Origin of the sequence: Kitasatospora sp. NPDC097643, assembly GCF_040302625.1 — a bacterium.
GTDB lineage: Bacteria > Actinomycetota > Actinomycetes > Streptomycetales > Streptomycetaceae > Kitasatospora.
Genome location: NZ_JBEOSA010000099.1, coordinates 1 through 23,696, shown reverse-complemented (window position 1 = coordinate 23,696; position 23,696 = coordinate 1). Strand labels below are relative to the sequence as shown.

Here is a 23,696-nt window from a genome sequence, read left to right as displayed (position 1 = left end):
CCGCAATCCATATAAACGGACACGCCAAAACAGACCCAGGCCGCGAAACCGAAAAGGCACGACGCGACCCAGCCCGAACTGGGAAGTGGTGTTTCTAGGGATTGGCCGCCCCGGGACCGTCCGCGCCGATGCGTGTCCGGTGCTCCCTGCCGAGCGACTAGGGAACACTACGCCGATCGGCCGGTCGATGCAAACGTCTCGGGCCACGGGCCGCTCCACATGTGCTCTTGAGCGACTGCTCAAACATCTGCCATCATGCCGCCAACGCACTTGAGCAGTCGCTCAAACGCTCACCTCGGGGGGACAGTCATGCCTGCTCGCGGGCGGTCGGCCAGGCCGATCTACGTCGAGGCTCGGATCCGCGCACCGATGGACCTGCTCTGGGAACTCACCCAGGTGCCGGAGGCCCATGAGCGCTGGGACGCCAGGTTCACCCGCATCCGGTACGCAGCGGACGCGGAGGACACGGTCGAGGGGGACGCGGAGGACCGCAGCGGCGTAGTCCGGTTCCGGTACTGGCTGGGCCTGTCCGCCGGGCCGGCCCTCACCGGCACCGGGGTGACCACCGCGGAGCGGCACCGGGCGGACGGCTCCCGGATCAGCGCCCTGCGGTTCGCTGCCGACGGTGGGCTGTCGCCGTTGCAGGAAGGCTCGGGGTACTGGCGCTACACCCCGGCCGGCTCCCCCGCCGACGCATACGTCCTCTTCGCCACGGGCTACGACTACCGGGGCTGGCGCGTCCCGGGCGGGGTCTGGCTGGACCGCTGGTTCGTGCGGCCGTTCGTCGGCTGGCTCACGGCGTGGTCCTTCGACCGCCTCCGGCTGTGGGCCGAACACGGCGTGCCGCCCGAACGGTCCCTGCTCCGCGCCGTCGGCGAGGCGGCCGCCCGACTCGGTGGCGCCGCCGCGATCGGTGCTGCGATCGGTGCCATGACCGACTCCATGACCGATGCCGTGACCGACAGCCGGGCCGGGGTCATCGCCGGAGCCGGCTGCGCGGTCCTCGCTCTCCTCCTTTCGCTCCTCGTCCCACCGTCCGCCCTCACCCCGGCGGCCCGGCGCTGTGCCCGACGGCCGGACCGCACCCGTCCCGCCCGTCCGCCCCGGCTGCTCGACACCCTGGAGACTCCATGACCACCTCCCTGGAACCGCTACCCGTCCCCACCTCCACCACCGGCAGCACCAGCGCCAGCACCGGCCGGTCGATCTTCCGGGAGGCCATGGGCTCCGACTTCGACCGCCTGCACCCGCAGCTTCAGCGCCGCTTCGGCTTCTCCAGTGCGGACGGCATCGCCTGCATCGGTACCGGCCGGATGGAGCGCATCCGCCGGGGGGCCGACTGGCTGGCGCCGTTCCTGCGGATCGGCAGCCGGCAGAACATCCTCTTCCCGGAGGAAGGACGGGACGTGCCCTTCACCATCGCCAACTACGCCTACCGGGACGGCTTCGGCCGCGAAACCGTCACCTTCGTACGGACCTTCCAGTTCACCCGGCCCCGCCGCTTCGACGCGACCATGATCGGTTCGCACCACCGGCCGGGTACGGTCGTCGACTTCCTGGGCACGCACCAGCACCTCGCGGTCGACCTCCACCCGCGGGTGACCGACCGGGGCGGCCTGGTGATCTCCTCGGGCGAGCAGCGGCTCACCGGGTTCCCGGGCTCGCCCCGCTGGCCGTCGGTGCTGACCGGCCGGGCGGACCTGCACGAGTGGTTCGACGACGAGGCCGGGCGGTTCCGGATCCGGGTCCGGGTGACCAACCCACTGGTCGGCCTGGTCATGGGGTACCAGGGCTGGTTCACCGCCGAGTACCCAACCGTCGGTGCCGAGGGGATCCCGAACCACGTGCGCCCGGTCCGGGAGTCCGCCCGCGCATGAAGACCGCCCGCACCTGAGGACCGGGACCCCGTGAACGAGGGGAGGGCCGGGCGCCGGCGCGGGGCCGATACGCTGCCCCGCATGAGCGACACCCGCGAGCGGCTGATGAAGGCTGCCATCAGCGTGCTCAAACGGCAGGGAATCGCCGGAGTCTCCGCGCGCAGCATCGCCGGCGAGGCCGGGGCCAACCAGGCGCTGGTGTTCTACCACTTCAAGACGGTGGAGGGGCTTCTGGCAGCGGCCGCGCTGCGCGAGACCGCGCAGCGGTTGGAGCAGTACCGCCCGCACTTCGCCGCGGCGGGCTCCCTGCGCGAACTGCTGAGCCTCGGGCAGGGGCTGCACGAGCAGGAGCGCGCCAACGGGAACGTCGCCCTGCTCGGGCAGTTCCTGGCCGGTTCGACCGGGCAGCCGCAGCTCGCCGAGGCGTCGGCCGACGCCCTGCGGATGTGGACGGAGGAGATCGAGCAGGTGCTGGACCGGCTGTTCGCCGATCACCCGCTCGCCGAGTTCCTCGACCTCCCCGGGCTGGCCCGCACGGTGACCGGGGCGTTCGTCGGTCTGGAACTCTACGAGGGCGTGGACCCGCAGGCGGCGGCAGCGGCGTTCACGGCCCTGGACCGGCTGGGCGTGCTCGTGGAGGTGGTGGACGGCCTCGGGCCGGTGGTGTCCCGGGCGGTCCGGGCCAAGGTGCGGCGCGAGGTCGGCCGCAACGGCGCAGCCGTCTGAGCCCGAGCGGCACCCCGCAGAGGCACCGCAGACCTCCGGAAGCACCGGGCGGCGGACGCACGACGGCCGGACCTCCTGGGGGCGAGGTCCGGCCGTCGACCACCGGCGCCGGGAGTGGGGCCCCGGCGCCGCGGGCTCAGGTGTTGGTCGGGAAGCCCAGGTTGATGCCGCCGTGCGACGGGTCCAGCCAGCGCTGGGTCACGGCCTTGCCGCGGGTGAAGAAGTGCACGCCGTCCGGGCCGTACGCGTGGGCGTCGCCGAACAGCGAGGCCTTCCAGCCGCCGAAGGAGTAGTAGGCGACCGGCACCGGGATCGGCACGTTGATGCCGACCATGCCGACCTCGACCTCGAACTGGAAGCGCCGGGCCGCGCCACCGTCGTTGGTGAACAGGGCGGTGCCGTTGCCGTACGGGTTGGCGTTGATCAGGGCCACGCCCTCCTCGTAGGAGGCGACCCGCACGACGGAGAGGACCGGGCCGAAGATCTCGTCGTTGTAGACGGACATCCCGGGCTTCACGTGGTCGAACAGCGTGGGGCCGAGCCAGAAGCCGTCCGCGGTCGGGGCGCCGTTCTTGTCCTCGGCGGTGACCGGGTGCTTGCGGCCGTCCACGGCGAGCTCGGCGCCGTCGGCGACGCCCGACTCGACGTAGGAGGTGACCTTGTCCCGGTGCTGGCCGGTGACCAGCGGGCCCATCTCGGAGTCGCCGTTGCAGCCGGGGCCGACCTTCAGGGTGGCGATCCGCTGCTTGATCTTGTCGACCAGCTCGTCGCCGACCGGGTCGACCGCGACCAGGACCGAGACGGCCATGCAGCGCTCGCCGGCCGCGCCGAAGCCGGCGTTGACGGCGGCGTCGGCCGCGAGGTCGAGGTCGGCGTCGGGCAGGACCAGCATGTGGTTCTTGGCGCCGCCGAGGGCCTGCACGCGCTTGCCGTAGCGGGTGCCGGTCTCGTAGACGTAGCGGGCGATCGGGGTGGAGCCGACGAAGCTGACGGACTTGATGTCCGGATGCTCCAGCAGGCGGTCGACGGCCGCCTTGTCGCCGTGCACCACGTTGAAGACGCCGTCCGGCAGGCCGGCCTCCTGCCACAGCCGGGCCAGGAAGTTGGCGGCGGACGGGTCCTTCTCCGAGGGCTTCACCACGACGGTGTTCCCGGCCGCGATGGCGATCGGGAAGAACCACATCGGCACCATGGCCGGGAAGTTGAAGGGCGAGATGATCGCGACCGGGCCGAGCGGCTGGCGGATCGAGTAGACGTCGATGCCGGTGGACGCCTGCTCGGTGAAGCCGCCCTTGATCAGCTGCGGGATGCCGCAGGCGTACTCGACGACCTCCAGGCCGCGGGCGATCTCGCCCAGCGCGTCGGAGTGGACCTTGCCGTGCTCGGACACGATGATCTCGGCCAGCTCGTCGCGGCGGGCGTTCAGCAGCTCGCGGAAGGCGAAGAGCACCGTGGTGCGCCTGGCGACCGAGGCGGTGCGCCACTCGGCGAAGGCCGAGACGGCGGCGGCCACGGCCTGGTCGACCTCGGCGATCCCGGCGAAGTCGACGTGGCCGGCGACCTGTCCGGTGGCCGGGTCGAAGATGTCACCGCGACGGGGCGCCGCACCGGCGGTGGCGACCGGCTTGCCGCCGATCCAGTGAATGATGTGCTTGCTCAAGGTCCGTCTGCCTCCGAAGTCCCGGGCGGCGTCGTGCCGCCGGTCCCTTGTCTGGCGCCGCCCGCGGGTGGGCCGGGCGACGGGAATCACGGGGCTACCGCGTTCATCACCCAGTCTGGTGGCCGCCGCGTCCGGGCTCAACGAACAGGCTGACGGGGATCACGGATTCAGCCTTACAGGTCGTTCAGTCGCTCGGCCGAACGTGTGAACCCGCACCGAACCCCGCCGCATGCCCCTGCTGCACGCCCCCGCCCGCCGCCCGGGGCTCAGAGCTCCTCGTCCTGCTCCAGGTACGGGTCGTGCAGACCGTCGGCGGCCTCCTGGGTCTCCAGCAGGTCCAGCCGCAGGTCCTGCGCCCAGGCCAGCGCCCAACGCTTCAGCCCGTCCACGGCCCCGGCCGGGACGCCCCGGGCGCGGAACCGGCCGTCCGCCGCCTCGGCCAGCGTCTCCAGCCGGTCGGCGAGCGCCGTGGGCTGGAATTCGGCGTCCAACTCGCCTGCCAGCGCGAGGAGTTCACCCTCCCGGTAGCAGGCGGTGAGGGCCTGGACGTCGATCAGGTCGCGTGGCATGCCCCGGTCCACGAGCAGCGCGGTGGTCAGCGCCGCCGCGTCCTCCAGGGCGACCACCGGCAGGACCACGGAGGGCTCGCCCGGCTGGTCCCCGGCCGCGCCGAGGTCGAGCCGGACGGCCCGGTGGCCCAGCGGTTCCTTCCGCAGCTCCACCGAGTGCGACCGCCCGCCGAGCGCGAGCCGGACGGTGAGCTGTTCCAGGCGCGGAGTGCCGGGCCGCTCGGCGACCCCGCCGCCGGCCTCTCGGTAGGCCTCGGCCAGCGCCGCGGCGACCTCGGGCAGGTCGGCGTCACCGGTCACCAGGGTGAGCCCGTCCTGCGCGCAGGCGGCCACGCCGTGGGCGCGCAGCGCGTGGCCACCGGCGAGGGCGAGCCCGTACCGGTCGCAGACGGGCGCGGCGGCCGCGGCGAGCCGCAGCTGGGCCGGGCCCGGCCGGAGGGAGGCGTTCACGGCATCCGGGGCGGTGGTCACCCCTCCAGTCTGACGCGCCCGGCCACCCCGCGCGCCACCGGCAGCACCCCACCGGCCGCACCACCGGCCCGTGCCACGCCGGTCGCTACCGGTCGCGGCCGGTCGCTACCAGTCGCTGAGCCCCGCCGCGGCCTCGTGCAGGGCGAGCTCCAGCAGCACCGGGTCGTTCAGCCGCCCGGACCCGTCCGGCGGGACCAGCCAGCGCACCCCGCGGCTGCTGCGCTGGGGGTGCGGCACGACGATCCAGGTGCCCTCCCCCGCGCTCCGCACGCCCGTACCGACCCAGCGGGCGGCCGTGCCGACCGGGACGAGGAAGCTGAGGTGCTCGTCCCCGAAATCGGTGAGCACCGGGCCGCAGCAGCCGGTGTCCAGGATCTCCAGGGCCGGGCGCCCGAGCCGTCCGGGGACGGCGAGGACGTCCCAGCGGCGGCCGGCCGGCAGCAGCATCAGGCCCAGCCCGGTGCGTTCCCAGTGGTCCCGGAAGGTCTCCGGGTCGGGTGCCGCCTGGGCGAGCCAGTGCAGTCCGGTGCTCTCCATGTCCGTCCCCGCTCCTTGCCGCTCGTACTGGTCGGACGCGGCGGGGACCGAGGCCCGCCGTCACCGAGGAGAGGCGGACGGCGGGTCGCTCTTACACAGGTATCGAGCACACGACGTGCGGGTCAGCTGTCGAATCCGAGCCCCAGCCGGTCGAGCGTGCGCAGCCAGAGGTTGCGGTGACCGCCGTTGCGGTCCGCGCGCTCCAGCGAGCGGGTGGTGATCTCGATCCCGGCCCAGCGCACCGGCTCGGGCGGGAACGGCAGCGGCTTGCTGCGGACCATCTCCAGCGAGGTCCGTTCGGTGCGCTCCCCCGCGAGCAGGTCGAGCATCACCTCGGCGCCGAAGCGCGTGGCGCCGACGCCGAGCCCGGTGTACCCGGCCGCGTAGGCGACCTTGCCCCGGTACGCGGTGTCGAAGAACGCCGAGAACCGGCTGCAGGTGTCGATGGCGCCGCCCCAGGCGTTGGTGAAGCGCACCCCTTCCAGCTGCGGGAAGCAGCGGAAGAAGTGGTCGGCCAGGGTTCGGAAGGTCTCCGGCCGCTGGTCGTACTCGTGCCGCACGTGGCCGCCGTAGTGGTAGACCGCGTCGTAGCCGCCCCAGAGGATCCGGTTGTCGGCGGAGAGCCGGAAGTAGTGGAACTTGTTGGCGCTGTCGCCGAGCCCCTGCCGCCCGCGCCAGCCGATCGCGGCGAGCTGCTCGTCGTTCAGCGGTTCGGTCATCAGCGCGTAGTCGTACACCGGCACGATGTACGGCCGCACCCGCCTGAGCAGGGACGGGAACACGTTGGTGCCGAGCGCGACGCGGCGGGCGAACACCCGGCCGTACGGGGTGCGCACCGCCGTGCCGCTGCCGTGCTCGCGCAGCTCGACGGCCCGGGTGTGTTCGAAGATCCGCACGCCCTGGCCGAGGCAGGCGTCCTTGAGGCCCCAGGCGAGCTTGGCGGGGTGGACCATCGCCACGCCCTCCTTGTCCCAGAGGCCGCCGAGGAAGGTCGGCGAGTTCACCTCGGCGCGCAGCGCGTCGGCGTCCAGCACGGTGATGTCGAAGCCGTACCGGGCGACGGCCTCGGCGACCTCGTGCAATTCCTCGACCTGGTGGGGCTGGGTGGCGACGTCGATCTCGCCGGTGCGCTCCCATTCGGCGTCGATGCCGTAGCGCTTGAGGGTGGCCTCGATGCCGTCCAGGTTGGCGGCACCGAGGCGTTCCAGCTGCGCGAGTTCGCCGGGCCAGCGCTGCAGCCCGTTGCCGAATCCGTGGGTGAGGCTGGCCGCGCAGAATCCGCCGTTGCGCCCGGACGCGGCCCACCCGACCTCGTGTCCCTCGACCAGCACGACGTCCAGCGAGGGGTCGCGCTCCTTGGCGATGAGGGCGGTCCACAGGCCGGAGTACCCGCCGCCGACGACCAGCAGGTCGCAGCTGGTGTCGCCGACCAGGGCGGGCAGCGCCGCCGGCCGACCGGGGTCCTCCAGCCAGAAGGGGGTGGGCCTGGCGTCACTGAGTGCGCGGGCGGAGTCCATGCATTACCAGCCACTTTCTGCGGATAGATGACGTTGCGTGCCACCGCTGACCGACCGTACGTCAGGCGGTGGCCTTCCGGCGGTTGCCGAGCCACTGGCCGGCGACGGTCAGCGCCACCGCGGCGACGAACATCCCGGTGCCGATGACGTTCACCTGCACCGGGATGCCGCGCTGCGACGCGCCCCAGACGAACATCGGGAAGGTGACCGTGGTCGGGCCCGAGTTGAACTGGGTGATGATGAAGTCGTCGAAGGAGAGCGCGAAGCTGAGCAGTGCGCCTGCCGCGATGCCGGGGGCGGCGAGCGGCAGGGTGACCCGCAGGAAGGTCTGGACGGGGGTCGCGTAGAGGTCCTGGGCGGCCTGTTCGAGCCTCGGGTCCATGCTCATCACGCGTGCTTTGACCGCCGTCACCACGAAGCTGAGGCAGAACATGATGTGCGCGATGAGGATGGTGGTGAAGCCGAAGGGGATGCGCATGTTGAGGAAGAGCGTCCCCAGCGAGGCGGCCATCACCACCTCGGGCATGGCCATCGGCAGGAAGATCATCGCGGTGGTGGCCGAGCGGCCGCGGAAGCGGTAGCGGGCGAGCGCGAAGGCGACCATGGTGCCGAGCACGGTGGCGCCGAGGGTGGCGAGCACCGCGATCTGCAGGCTGAGCGAGAGCGACTGGCACATGTCGGCCACGCCGCAGGGGTTGGTCCAGGCGTCGGTGGAGAACTCGTTCCACTCGTAGTTGAACTTGCCGACCGGCTTGTTGAACGAGAAGGCGAGCACGACCAGGTTGGGCAGCACCAGGTAGGCGAGGGCCAGCAGGCCGGCCAGCACCACCAGGTGCGCGCGGATCCACTTGACGATGCGGGACATCAGACCAGTTCCTCCGTCCCGGCCTTGCGCATGTAGACCGTCACCATGCCCAGGATCAGGGCCATCAGGATGAAGCTCAGCGCGGCGGCCGTGGGGTAGTCGAGCACGTTCAGGAACTGCTTCTGGATGCCGTTGCCGACCATCTGCTCGCTCGGCGAGCCCAGCAGCTGCGCGTTGATGTAGTCGCCGGAGGCCGGGATGAAGGTGAGCAGGGTGCCTGCCACCACGCCCGGCAGCGAGATCGGGAAGGTGACCTTGCGGAAGGTCGTGAACGGCCGGGCGTACAGGTCGCCGGCGGCCTCGTGCAGGCGCGGGTCGATCCGCTCCAGCGAGGTGTACAGCGGAAGGATCATGAACGGCAGGAAGTTGTAGGTCAGGCCGCAGACCACCGCGAGCGGGGTGGCGAGCACCCGGTCGCCGGAGGTGAGGCCGAGCGCGTTGGTGACGTCCAGGACGTGCAGGGTGTTGAGCGCGCCGACCACCGGGCCGCCGTCGGAGAGGATCGTCTTCCAGGCCAGCGTGCGGATCAGGAAGCTGGTGAAGAACGGCGCGATGACCAGGATCAGGATGACGTTGCGCCAGCGCTTGCTCGCCTTGAAGGCGATCGTGTACGCGAGCGGGTAGCCGACGGCCAGGCAGAGCACGGTGGCGATGGCCGCGTAGGAGAACGAGCGGACGAAGTGCCACTTGTACTCGACCAGCGCGTCCCAGTAGGTCGCGAGGTGCCAGGTGACCTTGAAGCCCTGTTCGAGCGAGCCGGTCTGCAGCGAGGTGGACGCCTGGTAGACCATCGGCACGGCGAAGAAGACGACCAGCCAGGCGATGCCGGGCAGCAGCAGCCAGTACGGGGTGAGCCGGCGCCGCGCCTTGGGCGCCGGCTCGGGCAGGGGTATGACCTGGGCCGGCGCGGCCGGGGTGGTGGTGGTCATGCGGCCTCCTCCGCGGTGCCCGCGTCGATCGCCTGCGCGGCGTCCAGGGCGAAGGAGTGCGCCGGGTTCCAGTGCAGCAGGACCGGCGCGCCGGGGACGATCCGGGCGTCGCGCTCCATGTTCTGCTCGAAGACCGTCACCTCCTGGCCGCCGTCGGTGCGCACCACGTACTGGGTGGAGACGCCGATGAAGCTGGAGTCGAGCACGGTGCCGGTCAGCCGGTTGCGGCCGTCGGCGACCTCGGTGGAGGCGTGCGCGATGGTGATCTTCTCCGGGCGCACGCCGAGGTGGACGGACCGGGCGTCGGTGGCGCAGCGGGCCTTCGGCACGGTGAGGCGGGCGCCGGCCGCGGTGAGCAGCAGGTCGCCGCCATCGGAGCCGGTGACCTCGGCGGGCAGCAGGTTGGACTGGCCGAGGAAGTTGGCCACGAAGGTGGTGGCGGGGTTCTCGTAGAGCTCGGCGGGGGCACCCAGTTGCTCGACCCGGCCGGCGTTCATCACCGCGATGGTGTCGGCCATGGTCATGGCCTCCTCCTGGTCGTGGGTGACGTGCACGAAGGTGATGCCGACCTCGGTCTGGATCCGCTTGAGCTCCAGCTGCATCTGGCGGCGGAGCTTGAGGTCGAGGGCGCCGAGCGGTTCGTCGAGGAGCAGCACCTGGGGGTGGTTGATCAGGGCGCGGGCGACGGCGACGCGCTGCTGCTGGCCACCGGAGAGCTGGTGCGGCTTGCGCCGGGCGTACGGGCCGAGTTCGACGAGTTCCAGCATGTCGTCGACCTGCTTCTTGACGTCCTTGCGGCCGCGGCGGCGCAGGCCGAAGGCGACGTTCTCGAAGATGTCGAGGTGCGGGAAGAGCGCGTAGCTCTGGAAGACGGTGTTCACCGGCCGCTTGTACGGGGGCAGGGCGGTGACGTCCTGGCCGCCGATCAGGACGGTGCCGCTGGTGGGCTCCTCCAGGCCGGCGATCATGCGCAGGGTGGTGGTCTTGCCGCAGCCGGAGGCGCCGAGCAGGGCGAAGAAGGAGCCCTGGGGGACGGTGAGGTCGAGCGGGTGGACGGCGGTGAAGCTGCCGTAGGTCTTGCCGATGCCGGTGAGTCGGACGTCGCCGCCGGCGGCCGGGTCGTGCTGCTGGTCTGTCATGGGGGAGGTGTCTCTCTGTCTCGGCCGTCGGGGGGTCAGGCGCCGATGAGCTTGGAGAACTTCTGCTCGAAGTCGCTCTCCTCGCCCTCGGTGAGGGTGCGGAACGCGTGCGCCCTGCCCGCCATCTCGGGGGTGGGGACGACCAGCGGGTTGGCCGCGGTGTCCGGGGCGAGCGTGGCGAGCTCGTCCTTCATCCCGGTGACGGCGGAGACGTAGCCGATGCCCGCGACCAGCTGTGCCGCGATCTTGGGCTGGTAGTAGAAGTCGATCAACTTCTCCGCGTTCGTCTTGTGCTGCGCCTTGGCCGGGACCAGCAGGTTGTCGGTCGAGGTGACGAAGCCCTTCTCCGGGATGACGAACTCGATGTCCGGGTTGTCGGCGCGGAGTTGGATGAGGTCGCCGCCCCAGGCGACGCAGGCGGCGATGTCGCCGGAGGAGAGCTCCTGGCCGTAGTCGTTGCCGGTGAAGCGGCGGATCTGCTTGTTGTCGACGCCCTTCTGCAGCCGGGCGACGGCCGCCTCGAAGTCGTCGGCGGTGAACTTCGCCGGGTCCTTGCCCATGTCCAGCAGGACCATCCCGATGCTGTCGCGCATCTCGGAGAGGAAGGTGACCCGGCCCTTGAGGTCGGGGTCGTCCAGCAGTTGGGAGACGCTGGTGACCTCCTTCCCCTTGGTGGCCTTCTTGTTGTAGGCGACGACGACCTGGATGCCGGCCCACGGGTAGGAGTAGAGCCGGCCCGGGTCCCAGTCGGGGGCGCGGAAGCGGGAGTCGACGTTGGTGATCGCCGTGGTGACGTTGGCCGGGTTGAGCTTCTGCGCCCAGCCGAGCCGGATCAGCCGGGCGGCCATCCAGTCGGTGAGCACCATCAGGTCGCGACCGGTGTCCTGGCCGGAGGCGAGCTGCGGCTTGATCTTGCCGAAGAACTCGACGTTGTCGTTGACGTCCTCGGTGTACCGGACCTTGATCCCGGTGGCCGCGGTGAACGCGTCCAGGGTGCCGTGCTTCTCCTTGTCCTTCTCGTCGGTGTCGACGTAGAGCGGCCAGTTGGAGAAGTTGACCTCCTTCTCGCTGTCCGAGAGGTCCTTGGCGGCATTGGCGGTGGAGTCGCCGCCGGAGGTCTTGGCCGCCGGGATCCCGCAGGCGGCCAGGGTGCCCGCTCCGGCGGTCAGCGCGGCGGCCCGCAGCAGGGTACGACGGCCGATCGCGGCCCGGCCGCTGGTCAGGCTGCGCTCCCAGGCCCTGCGGACCGGTTCGGGCAGACCGTCGGTGAGCTCGTTGAACGCCATGGAACGGGCCTCCTGGGGGTAAGAGGTCGGGTCGGGGCGCCCGGGGGAAGCGCCCCTGGCTGGGGGGGGTTATCTGTCTCCGAAAACCGTGCGGTGCCAGTCCTTGCGGGCCACCGCGGTGGTGTCGAACATGACGTGCTTGACCTGGGTGTACTCGTCCAGCGAGTACTGGGACATGTCCTTGCCGTAGCCGGACGCCCGGTAGCCGCCGTGCGGCATCTCGCTGATGATCGGGATGTGGTCGTTGACCCAGACGCACCCGGCCGCGATCTCCCGGGTGGCGCGCAGCGAGCGGTGCACGTTGCTCGTCCAGGCCGAGGCGGCCAGGCCGTACGGGGTGTCGTTGGCCAGCCGCAGGCCCTCGTCGTCGGAGTCGAAGGGCAGCACGACCAGCACCGGCCCGAAGATCTCGCCCTGGACCACCTCGCTGTCCTGGGCGGCGCCGGTGATCAGGGTGGGCCGGAAGTACGCGCCGCGGGTGAGGTCGCTGCCGTCGTGGCCCTGCTCCGGCGCGCGGCCGCCGGTGACCACGGTGGCGTACGAGCGGGCGCGCTCGACGAAGCCGGCCACCCGGTCCCGGTGGGTGTACGAGACCAGCGGGCCGAGGTCGGTCCGCGGGTCGAGCGGGTCGCCGATCCGCACCGCCGCGTACAGCTCGGCCACGCCCGCCACGAAGGCGTCGTAGAGCGGGCGTTGGACGTACGCGCGGGTGGCGGCGGTGCAGTCCTGGCCGCCGTTGATCAGCGAGGCGGCAACCACGCCGTGCACGGCGGCGTCGAGGTCGGCGTCGTCGAAGACCACGAACGGGGCCTTGCCGCCGAGTTCCAGGTGGGTGCGCTTGACGCCCGCGACGGCGAGCTCGGCGACGCGGCGGCCGACCGGGGTGGAGCCGGTGAAGGAGACCATCGCGACGTCCGGGTGCCCGACCAGGTGCTCGCCGGCGGTGCGTCCGGCGCCGGTGACCACGTTGACCACGCCGTCCGGGATGCCCGCCGCGGTACAGGCCCGGGCGAACATCAGCGAGGTCAGCGGCGTCAGTTCGGCCGGCTTCAGCACGATGGTGTTGCCCGCGGCGATCGCCGGGAGGATCTTCCAGGCGGCCATCTGCAACGGGTAGTTCCACGGCGAGATCGAGCCGACCACGCCGATCGCCTCGCGCCGCACGTAGGAGGTGTGGTCGCCGGAGTACTCGCCGGCCGCCTTGCCCTCCAGGTTGCGCGCGGCGCCGGCGAAGAAGGCGGTGTTGTCGATGGTGCCGGGGACGTCGAACTCGGTGGCCAGCTTGACCGGCTTGCCGGTCTGCGCGGTCTCCACCCGGGCGAGGTCGCCGCAGGCGTCGGTGAGGACGGCGGCCAGCCGGGTCAGCGCCTCGGAGCGGGCCGCCGGGGTCGCGGCGGACCAGCCGGGCAGCGCGGCCTTCGCGGCGGCCACGGCGGTGTCCACGTCCTCGGCGGTGGCCAGGGCGACCTCTTCGACCACGGTGCCGTCGGCCGGGTTGACGACCTGGAAAGGCTCGCCGCTCCCCTGCCGCGGGCGGCCCGCGATGTACTGCGCGCCCGCGCCGAAGTCGGTCAGGTCCATCTGGTTCCTCCAAGTGCCGGTGGTACGACTGCGGGCTCCGGGACAGCGCGCCACGGTGGTGGGGGAATCCGGCCGGTGGATCAGGGGGTTGCGCGATCCTGACAGTCCGGCGGCACCCCGACAAGGGATTCCGCCGTTGCGTTCTGGTTAACGCGACGGATTCCGGCGTGAGGTCTGTTCTCCGCCACAGCCGACCCGCTGACCATGCCGGTTGCCGCCGGGGCGTGACAAGGGTCACTCCGGCAATCTCGCCGCGAAGGGCCTTACAGGGTGCAAGGCTTCGACGAGGGCGACAGGTCGTCGCCACGGGGCATGATTCACCTGACACTCTGGTCCCCGGAGGCCCTGGAGGCCCTGCGATGCTCCCCACCGTCGCCCGTGTGCTCGACCTGGAGGTGATGCGGCGCGGCCTGCCCCAGGTCGTCGCCGGCGCCGACCACCTGGAACGGCCGGTCCGCTGGGTCCACGTCAGCGAACTGCCGGACGTCGCCGGGATGCTCCAAGGCGGCGAGCTGGTGCTGACCACCGGCATCGCGCTGCCCGAGGACCGTGAGGGGCTGGCCCGCTACGTCCGCGAACTGGACGAGGTGGGCGTGGCCGGCCTGGTCATCGAGTTCGGCCGGCGCTACTTCGACTCGCTCCCCCGCGCCCTGGTGCACGCCGCCGAGCAGCGCGGCCTGCCGCTGGTCACGCTCCGCCGCGAGCTGCGCTTCGTCGCCGTCACCGAGGCCGTGCACGCCCTCGTGGTCAACGCCCAGCTGGAGCAGCTGCGCGTCTCCGAGGCCGTCCACCAGGTCTTCAACGAGCTGGTCGTGGAGGGCGCCGAGCCGCCCGAGGTGATCCGCCAGGTGGCGCGGATGGCGGGCGCGCCGGTCGTCCTGGAGAACCTGGCCCACCAGGTGCTGGCCCACGACAGCGCCGGACGCCCCGAGGTCGAGCTGCTGGAGGACTGGGAGCGCCGCTCGCGCGGGGTCCGCCCGCCCGGCCGGACCGGCCACGACCCGCGCAGCGGCTGGCTGGTGACCACGGTCGGCGCCCGCGGCCAGGACTGGGGCCGGCTGGTGCTGGTGCAGGAGCCCGGGCCGCTGCCCGAGGGCGAGGCCCACCCGCACGCCATGCTGCTGGAGCGCGGCGCCTCGGCCCTGGCGCTCAACCGGCTGGTGGTGCGCGACCGGGAGAGCCTGGAGCGGCAGACCCACCGCACCCTGCTGTCCGGCATCCTGACCCACGCGCTGACCGTCTCCGAGGTGGCGCTGCGTGCCCAGGCGCTCGGCGTCCCGCTGGAGGGGCGCCGGCTGGTCGGCGTGGTCCTGCGGCAGCGGCGCGGACCGATCCCGGCCGCCCTGGAGGCGCAGGCCCGGCTGCGCGACTTCACCGAACTGGCCGCGGGCGCGGTCCGCTCCTGCCGGCTCTCCGCCCTGGTCGGCGCGCTGGACGACGAGGGCGTCGGCGTGCTGATCGCGCTCGGCCCGCAGCAGGACGAGCACTCCGCGCTGGACGCCTTCTCGGCGGCGCTGCGCCGGATGTCGTCCGAGCCCGGGCGGGAGGGCGCCGACGGGCCGGCCCCGGTGGTCGCGGTCGGCTCCTCGGTCGGCTCGGTCCGGGACGCCCGGCGCACCCTGCTGGAGGCCACCCAGGTCGCCGACGCGGCCCTGCACGACGCCCCCGGCGGCCGGACCGCGTCGTACTACCGGCTGCCGGACGTCCGGCTGCGCGGCCTGCTGCACCTGCTGCGCGACGACGCCCGGCTGCAGACCTACGTGGAGCGCGAGCTGGGCCCGCTACTGGCCCACGACGCCGAGCACAACGGCCAGTTGGTGCAGATGCTGCGGATCTACCTGGAGCAGGGCCGGAACAAGTCGGCGGCGGCCGACGCCGCCCACCTGTCCCGGCCGTCCTTCTACGACCGCCTGCACAAGGTCGAGCGGATCCTCGGCGTCGACCTCGACCAGGTGGAGTCCTGCCTGTCGCTGCACGTGGCGCTGCTCGCGCTGGACGCCGTCCGCCGCTGATCACCCGCCGGCGGGCCGGGGTCACGCCCCGGTGATGCGGGACGGCCCCGGACCCGACGGGGTCCGGGGCCGTCCTGGTCGGTACGTCAGACGGTGTGCGCGTCGGCCAGCGACAGCACCTCGTCGAGCACCGCGAGACCGGCCTTGGCCTCCCCCTCGGTGATGGTGCACGGCGGGACGACGTGGAAGCGGTTCATGTTGACGAACGGCCAGAGCCCGCGCTGCTTGCAGGCGGCGGCCAGCTCGGCCATCGGCGCGTTGGCGGCGCCGGAGGCGTTGTACGGCGCCAGCGGCTCGCGGGTCCCGCGGTCCTTCACCAGGTCGAGCGCCCAGAACACGCCGAGGCCGCGGACCTCGCCGATCGAGGGGTGCCGCTCGGCCAGTTCGCGCAGGCCGGGGCCGAGCACGGTCTCGCCGATGTGCTTGGCGTTCTCGACGATGCCCTCCTCCGCCATCGCGTTGATGGTGGCGACGGCCGAGGCGCAGGCGAGCGGGTGGCCGGAGTAGGTGAGCCCACCGGGGAAGGGCCGCTCGGCGAAGGTGGCGGCGATCTCCGCGCTGATCGCCACGCCGCCCAGCGGGACGTAGCCCGAGTTGACGCCCTTGGCGAAGGTCAGCAGGTCGGGGACGACGCCCCAGTGGTCGGCGGCGAACCACTCGCCGGTGCGGCCGAAGCCGGCCATCACCTCGTCGAGGATGAACACGATGCCGTGGCGGTCGCAGATCTCCCGCACCCCGGCCAGGTAGCCCGGCGGCGGGATCAGGATGCCCGCGGTGCCGACCACGGTCTCCAGGATGATCGCCGCGATGGTGCCCGGCCCCTCGAACGCGATCACCTGCTCCAGGTGCTCCAGCGCGCGCTCGCACTCCTGCGCCTCGTTCTCGGCGTGGAAGTTGGAGCGGTAGGCGTACGGGCCCCAGAAGTGCACCACGCCGGAGACGCCGGTCTCGTTGGCCCAGCGCCGCGGGTCGCCGGTGAGGGCGATCGCGTTGGCGGTGGCGCCGTGGTACGAGCGGTAGGTGGACATGACCTTCTGCCGGCCGGTGTGCAGCCGGGCCAGTCGGACGGCGTTCTCGACGGCCTCGGCGCCGCCGTTGGTGAAGAAGATCTTGTCGAGGTCGCCCGGGGTGCGCTCGGCGATCAGCCGGGCGGCCTCGCTGCGCGACTCGACCGCGAAGCCGGGGGCGATGGTGCAGAGCTTCGCCGCCTGCTCCTGGATCGCGGCGACCACCTTGGGGTGCTGGTGACCGATGTTGGTGTTGACCAGCTGCGAGGAGAAGTCGAGGTAGCGGTTGCCGTCGTAGTCCCAGAAGTACGAGCCCTCGGCGCCGGCCACCGCGAGGGGGTCGATCAGCGCCTGGGCGGACCACGAGTGGAAGACGTGCGCGCGGTCGGCTGCCTTGACGGCCTGGCCGGCGGCTGAGTCAGCGGTGGGGATGCTCATGTCGGTAAGGCTAGGGAGTCCCGCCCCCGAAGTGCAGTTTCATCTTGTCAGTCGGTCACGCGAACGGCCGACAGGGTGCAAAGACATGGGGCCCGGGTCGAAATGACCCGGGCCCATTGTCAGTTCGTACGATCAGGCTGCCGTCAGATCGCGGTCATGACGTGCTTCACGCGGGTGTAGTCCTCGAAGCCGTAGGACGACAGGTCCTTGCCGTAGCCGGACTTCTTGAAGCCGCCGTGCGGCATCTCGGCGACCAGCGGGATGTGGGTGTTGATCCAGACGCAGCCGAAGTCCAGGCGGCGCGACATCCGCATGGCACGGGCGTGGTCCTTGGTCCACACCGAGGAGGCCAGCGCGAACTCGACGCCGTTGGCGTACTCGACGGCCTGGTCCTCGTCGGTGAACTTCTGCACGGTGATGACCGGGCCGAAGACCTCGTTCTGGATGATCTCGTCGTCCTGCGCCAGACCGGAGACGACGGTCGGGGCGTAGAAGTAGCCCTTCTCGCCGACCTGGTGGCCACCGGCCTCGACCTTGGCGTGGGCGGGCAGCCGCTCGATGAAGCCGGCCACCTGCTTCAGCTGGTTGGCGTTGTTCAGCGGGCCGTACAGCACGTCCTCATCGTCCACGCCACCGGTCTTGGTCTCGGCCGCGGCCTTGGCCAGCGCCTCGACGAAGGCGTCGTGGATCGACTCGTGCACCAGCACGCGGGTGGCGGCGGTGCAGTCCTGGCCGGCGTTGAAGAAGCCGGCCACCGAGATGCCCTCGACGGCCTCGGCGATGTCGGCGTCCTCGAAGACCACGACCGGGGCCTTGCCGCCCAGCTCCAGGTGGACGCGCTTGACGTCCTTGGAGGCCGACTCGGCGACCTGGATGCCGGCCCGGACCGAACCGGTGATGGAGGCCATCGCCGGGGTCTTGTGCTCGACCATGAACTTGCCGGTCTCGCGGTCGCCGCAGATGACGTTGAAGACGCCGGCCGGCAGCTCCAGGTCCTTGAGGATGCCGCCGATGATCTCGGCCAGCAGCACGGTGGAGGCCGGGGTGGTGTCCGAGGGCTTCAGCACGACGGTGTTGCCGGCGGCGATGGCCGGGGCGAACTTCCAGACGGCCATCATCATCGGGTAGTTCCACGGCGCGACCTGGGCACAGACGCCGACCGGCTCACGGCGGATGATCGAGGTCATCCCGTCCATGTACTCACCGGCGGCCTTGCCCTCCAGCAGGCGGGCGGCACCGGCGAAGAAGCGGATCTGGTCCACCATCGGGCCGATCTCCTCGGAGAGGGTCAGCCCGCGCGGCTTGCCGGTGTTGCGCACCTCGGCGTCGACGATCTCGTCGGCCCGGGCCTCGACCGCGTCGGCGATCTTGAGCAGCAGCTTCTGGCGGGTGCTCGGCGTCGCGTCGCGCCAGGCCGGGAAGGCGGCGGCGGCCGAGGCCATCGCGGCGTCCACGTCGGAGGCGCCGGACAGCGGGGACGTCGCGTAGACCTCGCCGGTGGTCGGGTCCACGATGTCGAGCGTGCGGCCGTCCGCCGCGTCGACGAACTCACCGTTGATGTAGTTACGCAGCGTACGAAGGTCGCTCACGGATCTCTCCTCGGTCTGGGCCTGCGGCGTTGCAGAGTCCGGCGCCATGGTACGTCGGCGGGTCCGACGGACGAAGGGCGCCGAGTGGCCGGGCCCTCGTCGGCGCGGTCCACTGGTGGGGGAACGCGCGCTGCGCTGCGGAGCCGCGCGCGTACCGTGCCAGAGTAGCCGCTCGACTGCCGGGATCGACAGAGCGAGCCCGTGTACACGATGAAATCCGTACACGGTTTCCAAGATCGCAACGAAATCAGCAGTTTCCGCGCTTGCGAACGCGGGAACGATCAGGCACAGTTGCGGCGTGGCCAACCGCGACCGGAACGCCAGCGTTCCCCTCGACGCCGCCTCCAAGGCGATCATCGAGCAGCTCCAGGAGGACGGGCGTCGCCCGTACGCCGCCATCGGCAAGGCCGTCGGCCTGTCCGAGGCGGCCGTGCGGCAGCGCGTCCAGAAGCTGCTCGACCAGGGCGTGATGCAGATCGTCGCCGTCACGGACCCGCTCACCGTCGGCTTCACCCGCCAGGCGATGGTCGGCATCCGGGTCGAGGGCGACATCGAGCCCGTCGCCGACGCGCTGGCCGCCCTCGACGAGGTGGACTACGTCGTCTGCACGGCCGGCTCGTTCGACCTCCTGGCCGAACTCGTCTGCGAGGACGACGAACACCTGCTCGAACTGATCAACAAGCGCATCCGCGCGCTTCCCGGCGTGCGGAGCACCGAGAGCTTCGTTTACCTGAAGCTCCGGAAACAGACCTACACCTGGGGCACCCGATGACAGCCGACCCGGCGCAGAAGGACCTTTCCAAGACCGCCTACGACCACCTGTGGATGCACTTCACCCGCATGTCGTCGTACGAGAACTCCCCCGTGCCGACGATCGTCAAGGGCGAAGGCACCTACATCTGGGACGACAAGGGCCGGAAGTACATCGACGGCCTGGCCGGCCTGTTCGTCGTGCAGGCCGGTCACGGCCGCACCGAGCTCGCCGAGGTCGCCGCCAAGCAGGCCAAGGAACTCGCGTTCTTCCCGATCTGGAGCTACGCGCACCCGAAGGCCGTCGAGCTGGCGGAGCGCCTGGCCAACTACGCCCCGGGCGACCTCAACAAGGTCTTCTTCTCCACCGGTGGCGGCGAGGCCGTCGAGACCGCCTGGAAGCTCGCCAAGCAGTACTTCAAGCTGACCGGCAAGCCGACCAAGTACAAGGTCATCTCCCGGGCCATCGCCTACCACGGCACCCCGCAGGGCGCCCTGTCGATCACCGGCCTGCCGGGCCTGAAGGCCCCGTTCGAGCCGCTGGTGCCGGGCACCCACAAGGCGCCGAACACCAACATCTACCGCGCCCCGCACTACCTCGAGGGCCCCGACGGCACCGTCGACCCCGAGGCCTACGGCCGCTGGTGCGCCGACCAGGTCGAGGAGGCCATCCTCTTCGAGGGCCCCGAGACCGTCGCCGCCGTCTTCGTCGAGCCGGTGCAGAACGCCGGTGGCTGCTTCCCGCCGCCGCCCGGGTACTTCCAGCGCCTGCGCGAGATCTGCGACCGCCACGACGTGCTGCTGGTCTCGGACGAGGTCATCTGCGCCTTCGGCCGCCTCGGCACCATGTTCGGCGCCGACAAGTTCGGCTACGTGCCGGACATGATCACCTGCGCCAAGGGCATGACCTCGGGCTACTCCCCGATCGGCGCCACGATCATCTCGGACCGCATCGCCGAGCCGTTCTACAAGGGTGACAACACCTTCCTGCACGGCTACACCTTCGCCGGCCACCCGGTCTCCTCGGCCGTGGCGCTGGCCAACCTCGACATCTTCGAGCGCGAGGGCCTGAACCAGAAGGTGCTCGACAACGAGTCCGCCTTCCTCGGCACCCTGAGCAAGCTGCGCGACCTGCCGATCGTCGGCGACGTCCGCGGCAACGGCTACTTCTACGGCATCGAGCTCGTCAAGGACAAGGTCACCAAGGAGACCTTCAACGACGACGAGACCGAGCGCGTGCTCTACGGCTTCCTCTCCAAGGCGCTGTTCGACAACGGCCTGTACTGCCGCGCCGACGACCGTGGCGACCCGGTCGTCCAGCTGGCCCCGCCGCTGATCTCCGACCAGTCGACCTTCGACGAGATCGAGCAGATCCTGCGGCAGAGCCTGACCGACGCGTGGGCGAAGCTCTGATCACCTGATCCTTCACCGCACCCTCCGTCGAAGGGCGGTCCCGCTCCCGCGGGACCGCCCTTCGACGTTTCCCGGCACACCGGCGCGAACAAACATGCCTGATTGCGGGTGATATGCCCGCGATGGACCAGTGCGCCGCAACCGCGCGAGGTCCCAGTCGTTCTAATCTGACGACTGTCATATCCCTGCGGCCACCGAGGATGGAACCTCATGTCAGCGGCACCGCCTGACAACGACGTGCTGTGGGCCCGAGGGATCGTCAAGTCCCATCACGGCACCCCCGCCCTGCGCGGCATCTCACTCGGCGTCCGCGAGGGCGAGGTGCTCGCCGTCACCGGCCCGCGCGGCTCCGGCAAGAGCACCCTGCTCGGCTGCCTCTCCGCCCTCCTCCCGGTCGACGAGGGCGAGGTCTGGTTCAACAGCGCCCCCGTGCACACCCTCGGCCGAGCCGGCCGCGAGCGGCTGCGCCGCGACCGCTTCGGCTTCGTCGGCTCCGAGCCACACCTGGTGCCCGAGCTGACCGCCCGGGAGAACGTCGCCCTACCGCTGCTGCTCGCCGGGGCCGGCAACAAGGCCGCCTACACCGCCGCCGACGAGTGGCTGGAGCGCCTCGACGTCGGCGAGGTCGCCCGGCAGCGCCCCGACCGGCTGGTGCAGAGCCAGCGCCAGCGGATCGCCGTCGCCCGCGCCCTCGCCCCGCTGCCGACGGTCGTCTTCGCCGACGACCCCACCGCCCCGCTGCACCGCGAGGCCGCCGACCAGGTCCTGCGGATACTGACCAGCGCGGCCCGCTCGCACCAGCTCACCCTCGTCCTGGCCACCCACGACCCCGAGCTCGTCCGGTTCGCGGACCGCGCCGTCGCCCTCGTCGACGGACGGCTCGCCGCCCCCGCCGCGCCCGTCCCGCGCGGCACGGCCGGTGCGTCCGCCGTCTCGGCCACCCGCCGCTGACGAAGCCGAGCCGCTGAAAGAGTCGACGTGTTCTATCTCCGTCTGGCCCGGGGCTACCGGGTGTCCGACCTCGGCCGCTGGCTGCTCACCGCCCTCGCCGCCGCCGTGGTCGCCGCCTTCCTGCTGCGCTCCCTCGGCCGGGCGATGAGCGACCCGCTCGGCGGCGCCGACGCGCTGGTCCGGCTGCTCTGGTGCCTGCCCCCGCTCGCCGCCGTCGCCTGGTTCGCGGCCGTCGCCGCCCGCGCGGTGCCCGCCCAGCGGCCCGAACGGATCACCGGCCTCACCGCCGCCGGGGCCGGCTCCGGCCGGATCCGCGCCCTCATCGCCGGCGAGGTCGCGCTCGCCTGCGGCTTCGGCAGCGTGCTCACGCTGCTGCTCTTCCTGGTGCTGCGCAACGACATCGCCGGGCCCGCGCTCGCCCCCGACCTCGGCATGGGCGTACCGCTGCCGGCCGCCGCCCCGGTCACCCTGCTCACCCTGGTGCCGCTCACCGCCGGGATCGCGGCGGCCTGCGCCGTCCCGGTCGCCGAGACCCTGCCCGGGGGCCGCCGCAGCAGCCGCACCGGCTTCGGCTCGCTGCGGATCGCCCTGCCGATCGGCCTGGCCGTGATCGGCCTGGCACTCGAACTCATCGCCCTGCGGCCCGGCGCCGCCGCCGACGGCCGCCCGATCCGGCTGCCCGCCGGACTCGGCTCCACCAGCACCGCCGCGTTCGGCGGCTGGGCCGCGAGCGCGCTCGGCCTCGCCCTGCTCACCGGGCCGCTGCTGTCCTGGACCGGGCGCCTGCTCGCCCTCGGCCGTCCCACCCCGCTGCGGCTGCTGGCCGGCCGCGGCCTCACCGCCCAGGCCCGCCGGCTCGGCGCGCCGCTGGCCGTGCTCACCCTCGCCCTCGCGCTGGTGCTCACCACCATCCGCTACTGGATCGGCACGCCGGACAGCGCCGACGCGCTGCCCGCCGTCGAGGCCTGCCTGGTGCTCGGCTGCGCCGCCGCCGCGGTGGTCGTCCGGCTGGTCGAGGTCCGCACCGACCGCCGGGACGTCACCGACGCGCTGCTGCGCCTCGGTGCCTCGCCCCGGCTGCTGTTCGGCGCCGTCGCGCTGCGCACCCTCGCGGTGGGCACCACGCTGCTGGTGACCGGCGGGGCGACCGCCGCGCTGGCGGCCGCCGGTCTGCGGTAGGGCGCGCTCTCAGGTCCTAGCCGGCCGCGGCGAGCTGACCGCAGGCACCGTCGATCTCCTGGCCACGGGTGTCCCGGACGGTCGTCGGCACCCCGTGCGACTGGAGCCGGCGGACGAACTCGCGCTCGTCCTCGGGCCGCGAGGCCGTCCACTTGGAACCCGGCGTCGGGTTCAGCGGGATCAGGTTGACGTGCACCCGGTGGTTCTTGATCAGCCGGCCGAGCAGGTCCGCCCGCCAGGCCTGGTCGTTGATGTCCTTGATCAGCGCGTACTCGATGGAGATCCGGCGGCCGGACTTCTCCGCGTAGTTCCAGGCCGCGTCCAGCACCTCGGCGACCTTCCACCGGGTGTTCACCGGCACCAGCTCGTCGCGCAGCTCGTCGTCCGGGGCGTGCAGCGACAGCGCCAGACGGCAGCTGAGGCCCTCGTCCGCGAGCCGGTTCATCGCCGGGACGAGACCCACGGTGGAGACCGTGATGCCGCGCTGGGAGAGGCCGAAGCCGTCCGGCGCCGGGTCGGTCAGCCGGCGGATCGCGGCCAGCACCCGGTTGTAGTTGGCCAGCGGCTCGCCCATGCCCATGAAGACCACGTTGGACAGCCGGGCCTCGCCACCCGGGATCTCCCCGGCCTTGAGCGCGCGCATGCCGGCGGCGATCTGCTCGACGATCTCGGCGGTGGACAGGTTCCGGGTCAGCCCGGCCTGGCCGGTCGCGCAGAACGGGCAGTTCATGCCGCAGCCGGCCTGCGAGCTGATGCACATGGTGACCCGGTCCGGGTAGCGCATCAGCACCGACTCGACGAGCGTGCCGTCGAACAGCTTCCAGAGCGTCTTGCGGGTCGTGTCGTCGTCGCAGGAGACGTGCCGCACCACCGACATCAGCTCCGGCAGCAGGCTCCCGGTGAGCTTCTCCCGGCTGGCGGCGGGGATGTCCGTCCAGCTCGCCGGGTCGTTCGACATCCGGCCGAAGTAGTGGTTGGAGAGCTGCTTCGCGCGGAACGGCTGCTCGCCCAGCTCGGCGACGGCCTCCTTGCGCTCGGCGGGGCTCAGGTCGGCGAGGTGTCGCGGGGGCTTTGCGCCGCGCGGCGCGACAAAGGTGAGTTCTCCGGGCTTAGGCATGGTTGTTCCAGTGCGGCGGTGCGCTGGGCGGCGTTCTGCCTCACCGGGGTGCCGGTGGACGAGCACCCGGCGCAGGCGCTGGC

Annotated in this window: 20 protein-coding genes; 8 read left to right on the top strand and 12 right to left on the bottom strand. The window is 71.9% G+C overall.

Annotated features, from left to right (window positions below; translation table 11 throughout):
- Nucleotides 1–309 precede the first annotated feature (309 nt).
- The 3 genes from ABTY15_RS37255 to ABTY15_RS37245 all read left to right on the top strand — a co-directional run bounded on the left by ABTY15_RS37255 (nt 310) and on the right by ABTY15_RS37245 (nt 2,603).
- Nucleotides 310–1,134 (top strand): hypothetical protein, encoded by an 825-nt coding sequence (locus tag ABTY15_RS37255; protein ID WP_350605997.1) that lies wholly within the window; start codon nt 310–312, stop codon nt 1,132–1,134.
- Nucleotides 1,131–1,877, top strand: a complete 747-nt coding sequence (locus tag ABTY15_RS37250) for a DUF4166 domain-containing protein (RefSeq protein ID WP_350605993.1) — start codon at nt 1,131–1,133, stop codon at nt 1,875–1,877. The genes ABTY15_RS37255 and ABTY15_RS37250 overlap by 4 nt, the downstream gene beginning before the upstream one ends.
- Before the next feature lie 81 nt (nt 1,878–1,958).
- Nucleotides 1,959–2,603, top strand: a complete 645-nt coding sequence (locus tag ABTY15_RS37245; protein WP_350605990.1) for a TetR/AcrR family transcriptional regulator — start codon at nt 1,959–1,961, stop codon at nt 2,601–2,603.
- A gap of 136 nt (nt 2,604–2,739) precedes the next feature.
- On the opposite strand, the gene ABTY15_RS37240 is transcribed toward ABTY15_RS37245, so the two are convergent.
- The 9 genes from ABTY15_RS37240 to ABTY15_RS37200 all read right to left on the bottom strand — a co-directional run bounded on the left by ABTY15_RS37240 (nt 2,740) and on the right by ABTY15_RS37200 (nt 13,157).
- Complete coding sequence (locus ABTY15_RS37240; protein WP_350605986.1) at nt 2,740–4,263, bottom strand: CoA-acylating methylmalonate-semialdehyde dehydrogenase; 1,524 nt, start codon at nt 4,261–4,263, stop codon at nt 2,740–2,742.
- Between the two features lie 266 nt (nt 4,264–4,529).
- On the bottom strand, nt 4,530–5,303 hold the full coding sequence (locus ABTY15_RS37235; protein ID WP_350605983.1) for a nucleotidyl transferase AbiEii/AbiGii toxin family protein: 774 nt from the start codon (nt 5,301–5,303) through the stop codon (nt 4,530–4,532).
- 105 nt (nt 5,304–5,408) lie between these two features.
- The gene (locus ABTY15_RS37230) at nt 5,409–5,840 is read right to left on the bottom strand and encodes a bifunctional DNA primase/polymerase (RefSeq protein WP_350605981.1); all 432 of its coding nucleotides are present in this window, start codon (nt 5,838–5,840) and stop codon (nt 5,409–5,411) included.
- 122 nt (nt 5,841–5,962) lie between these two features.
- Nucleotides 5,963–7,357 (bottom strand): NAD(P)/FAD-dependent oxidoreductase, encoded by a 1,395-nt coding sequence (locus ABTY15_RS37225; RefSeq protein ID WP_350605978.1) that lies wholly within the window; start codon nt 7,355–7,357, stop codon nt 5,963–5,965.
- 61 nt (nt 7,358–7,418) lie between these two features.
- A complete protein-coding gene (locus ABTY15_RS37220) occupies nt 7,419–8,222 on the bottom strand; it encodes an ABC transporter permease (protein WP_350605973.1) in 804 nt (267 codons plus the stop codon).
- Nucleotides 8,222–9,151, bottom strand: a complete 930-nt coding sequence (locus tag ABTY15_RS37215) for an ABC transporter permease (RefSeq protein WP_350605969.1) — start codon at nt 9,149–9,151, stop codon at nt 8,222–8,224. Before ABTY15_RS37215 ends, ABTY15_RS37220 begins: the two co-directional genes overlap by 1 nt.
- Nucleotides 9,148–10,290, bottom strand: a complete 1,143-nt coding sequence (locus ABTY15_RS37210; protein ID WP_350605966.1) for an ABC transporter ATP-binding protein — start codon at nt 10,288–10,290, stop codon at nt 9,148–9,150. Before ABTY15_RS37210 ends, ABTY15_RS37215 begins: the two co-directional genes overlap by 4 nt.
- A gap of 35 nt (nt 10,291–10,325) precedes the next feature.
- On the bottom strand, nt 10,326–11,576 hold the full coding sequence (locus tag ABTY15_RS37205) for a polyamine ABC transporter substrate-binding protein (protein WP_350605961.1): 1,251 nt from the start codon (nt 11,574–11,576) through the stop codon (nt 10,326–10,328).
- Between the two features lie 69 nt (nt 11,577–11,645).
- Nucleotides 11,646–13,157 (bottom strand): gamma-aminobutyraldehyde dehydrogenase, encoded by a 1,512-nt coding sequence (locus tag ABTY15_RS37200; RefSeq protein WP_350605956.1) that lies wholly within the window; start codon nt 13,155–13,157, stop codon nt 11,646–11,648.
- A gap of 359 nt (nt 13,158–13,516) precedes the next feature.
- On the opposite strand from ABTY15_RS37200, the gene ABTY15_RS37195 reads away from it, so the two are divergent.
- Nucleotides 13,517–15,169, top strand: a complete 1,653-nt coding sequence (locus tag ABTY15_RS37195) for a PucR family transcriptional regulator (RefSeq protein WP_350605953.1) — start codon at nt 13,517–13,519, stop codon at nt 15,167–15,169.
- Between the two features lie 86 nt (nt 15,170–15,255).
- On the opposite strand, the gene ABTY15_RS37190 is transcribed toward ABTY15_RS37195, so the two are convergent.
- Together ABTY15_RS37190 and ABTY15_RS37185 are read right to left on the bottom strand one after the other, a co-directional pair.
- Nucleotides 15,256–16,614 carry an aspartate aminotransferase family protein gene (locus ABTY15_RS37190; protein WP_350605949.1) on the bottom strand — a complete coding sequence of 453 codons (1,359 nt, stop codon included), beginning with the start codon at nt 16,612–16,614 and terminating at the stop codon, nt 15,256–15,258.
- A gap of 143 nt (nt 16,615–16,757) precedes the next feature.
- On the bottom strand, nt 16,758–18,251 hold the full coding sequence (locus ABTY15_RS37185; RefSeq protein ID WP_350605944.1) for a gamma-aminobutyraldehyde dehydrogenase: 1,494 nt from the start codon (nt 18,249–18,251) through the stop codon (nt 16,758–16,760).
- A 250-nt stretch (nt 18,252–18,501) separates the two neighbouring features.
- Between ABTY15_RS37185 and ABTY15_RS37180 the strand changes: the two genes are divergently transcribed.
- The 4 genes from ABTY15_RS37180 (at nt 18,502) to ABTY15_RS37165 (ending at nt 22,496) form a co-directional block, all read left to right on the top strand.
- Entirely contained in the window at nt 18,502–18,975 is a 474-nt protein-coding gene (locus tag ABTY15_RS37180) for an Lrp/AsnC family transcriptional regulator (RefSeq protein ID WP_030243538.1), read from the top strand.
- Complete coding sequence (locus ABTY15_RS37175; protein ID WP_350605938.1) at nt 18,972–20,366, top strand: aspartate aminotransferase family protein; 1,395 nt, start codon at nt 18,972–18,974, stop codon at nt 20,364–20,366. Before ABTY15_RS37180 ends, ABTY15_RS37175 begins: the two co-directional genes overlap by 4 nt.
- 210 nt (nt 20,367–20,576) lie before the next feature.
- Complete coding sequence (locus tag ABTY15_RS37170; protein WP_350605934.1) at nt 20,577–21,317, top strand: ABC transporter ATP-binding protein; 741 nt, start codon at nt 20,577–20,579, stop codon at nt 21,315–21,317.
- 27 nt (nt 21,318–21,344) lie between these two features.
- Complete coding sequence (locus ABTY15_RS37165) at nt 21,345–22,496, top strand: hypothetical protein (RefSeq protein WP_350605931.1); 1,152 nt, start codon at nt 21,345–21,347, stop codon at nt 22,494–22,496.
- A gap of 16 nt (nt 22,497–22,512) precedes the next feature.
- On the opposite strand, the gene rlmN is transcribed toward ABTY15_RS37165, so the two are convergent.
- Nucleotides 22,513–23,613 carry a dual-specificity RNA methyltransferase RlmN gene (gene rlmN, locus ABTY15_RS37160; protein WP_350605928.1) on the bottom strand — a complete coding sequence of 367 codons (1,101 nt, stop codon included), beginning with the start codon at nt 23,611–23,613 and terminating at the stop codon, nt 22,513–22,515.
- Nucleotides 23,614–23,696 lie beyond the last annotated feature (83 nt).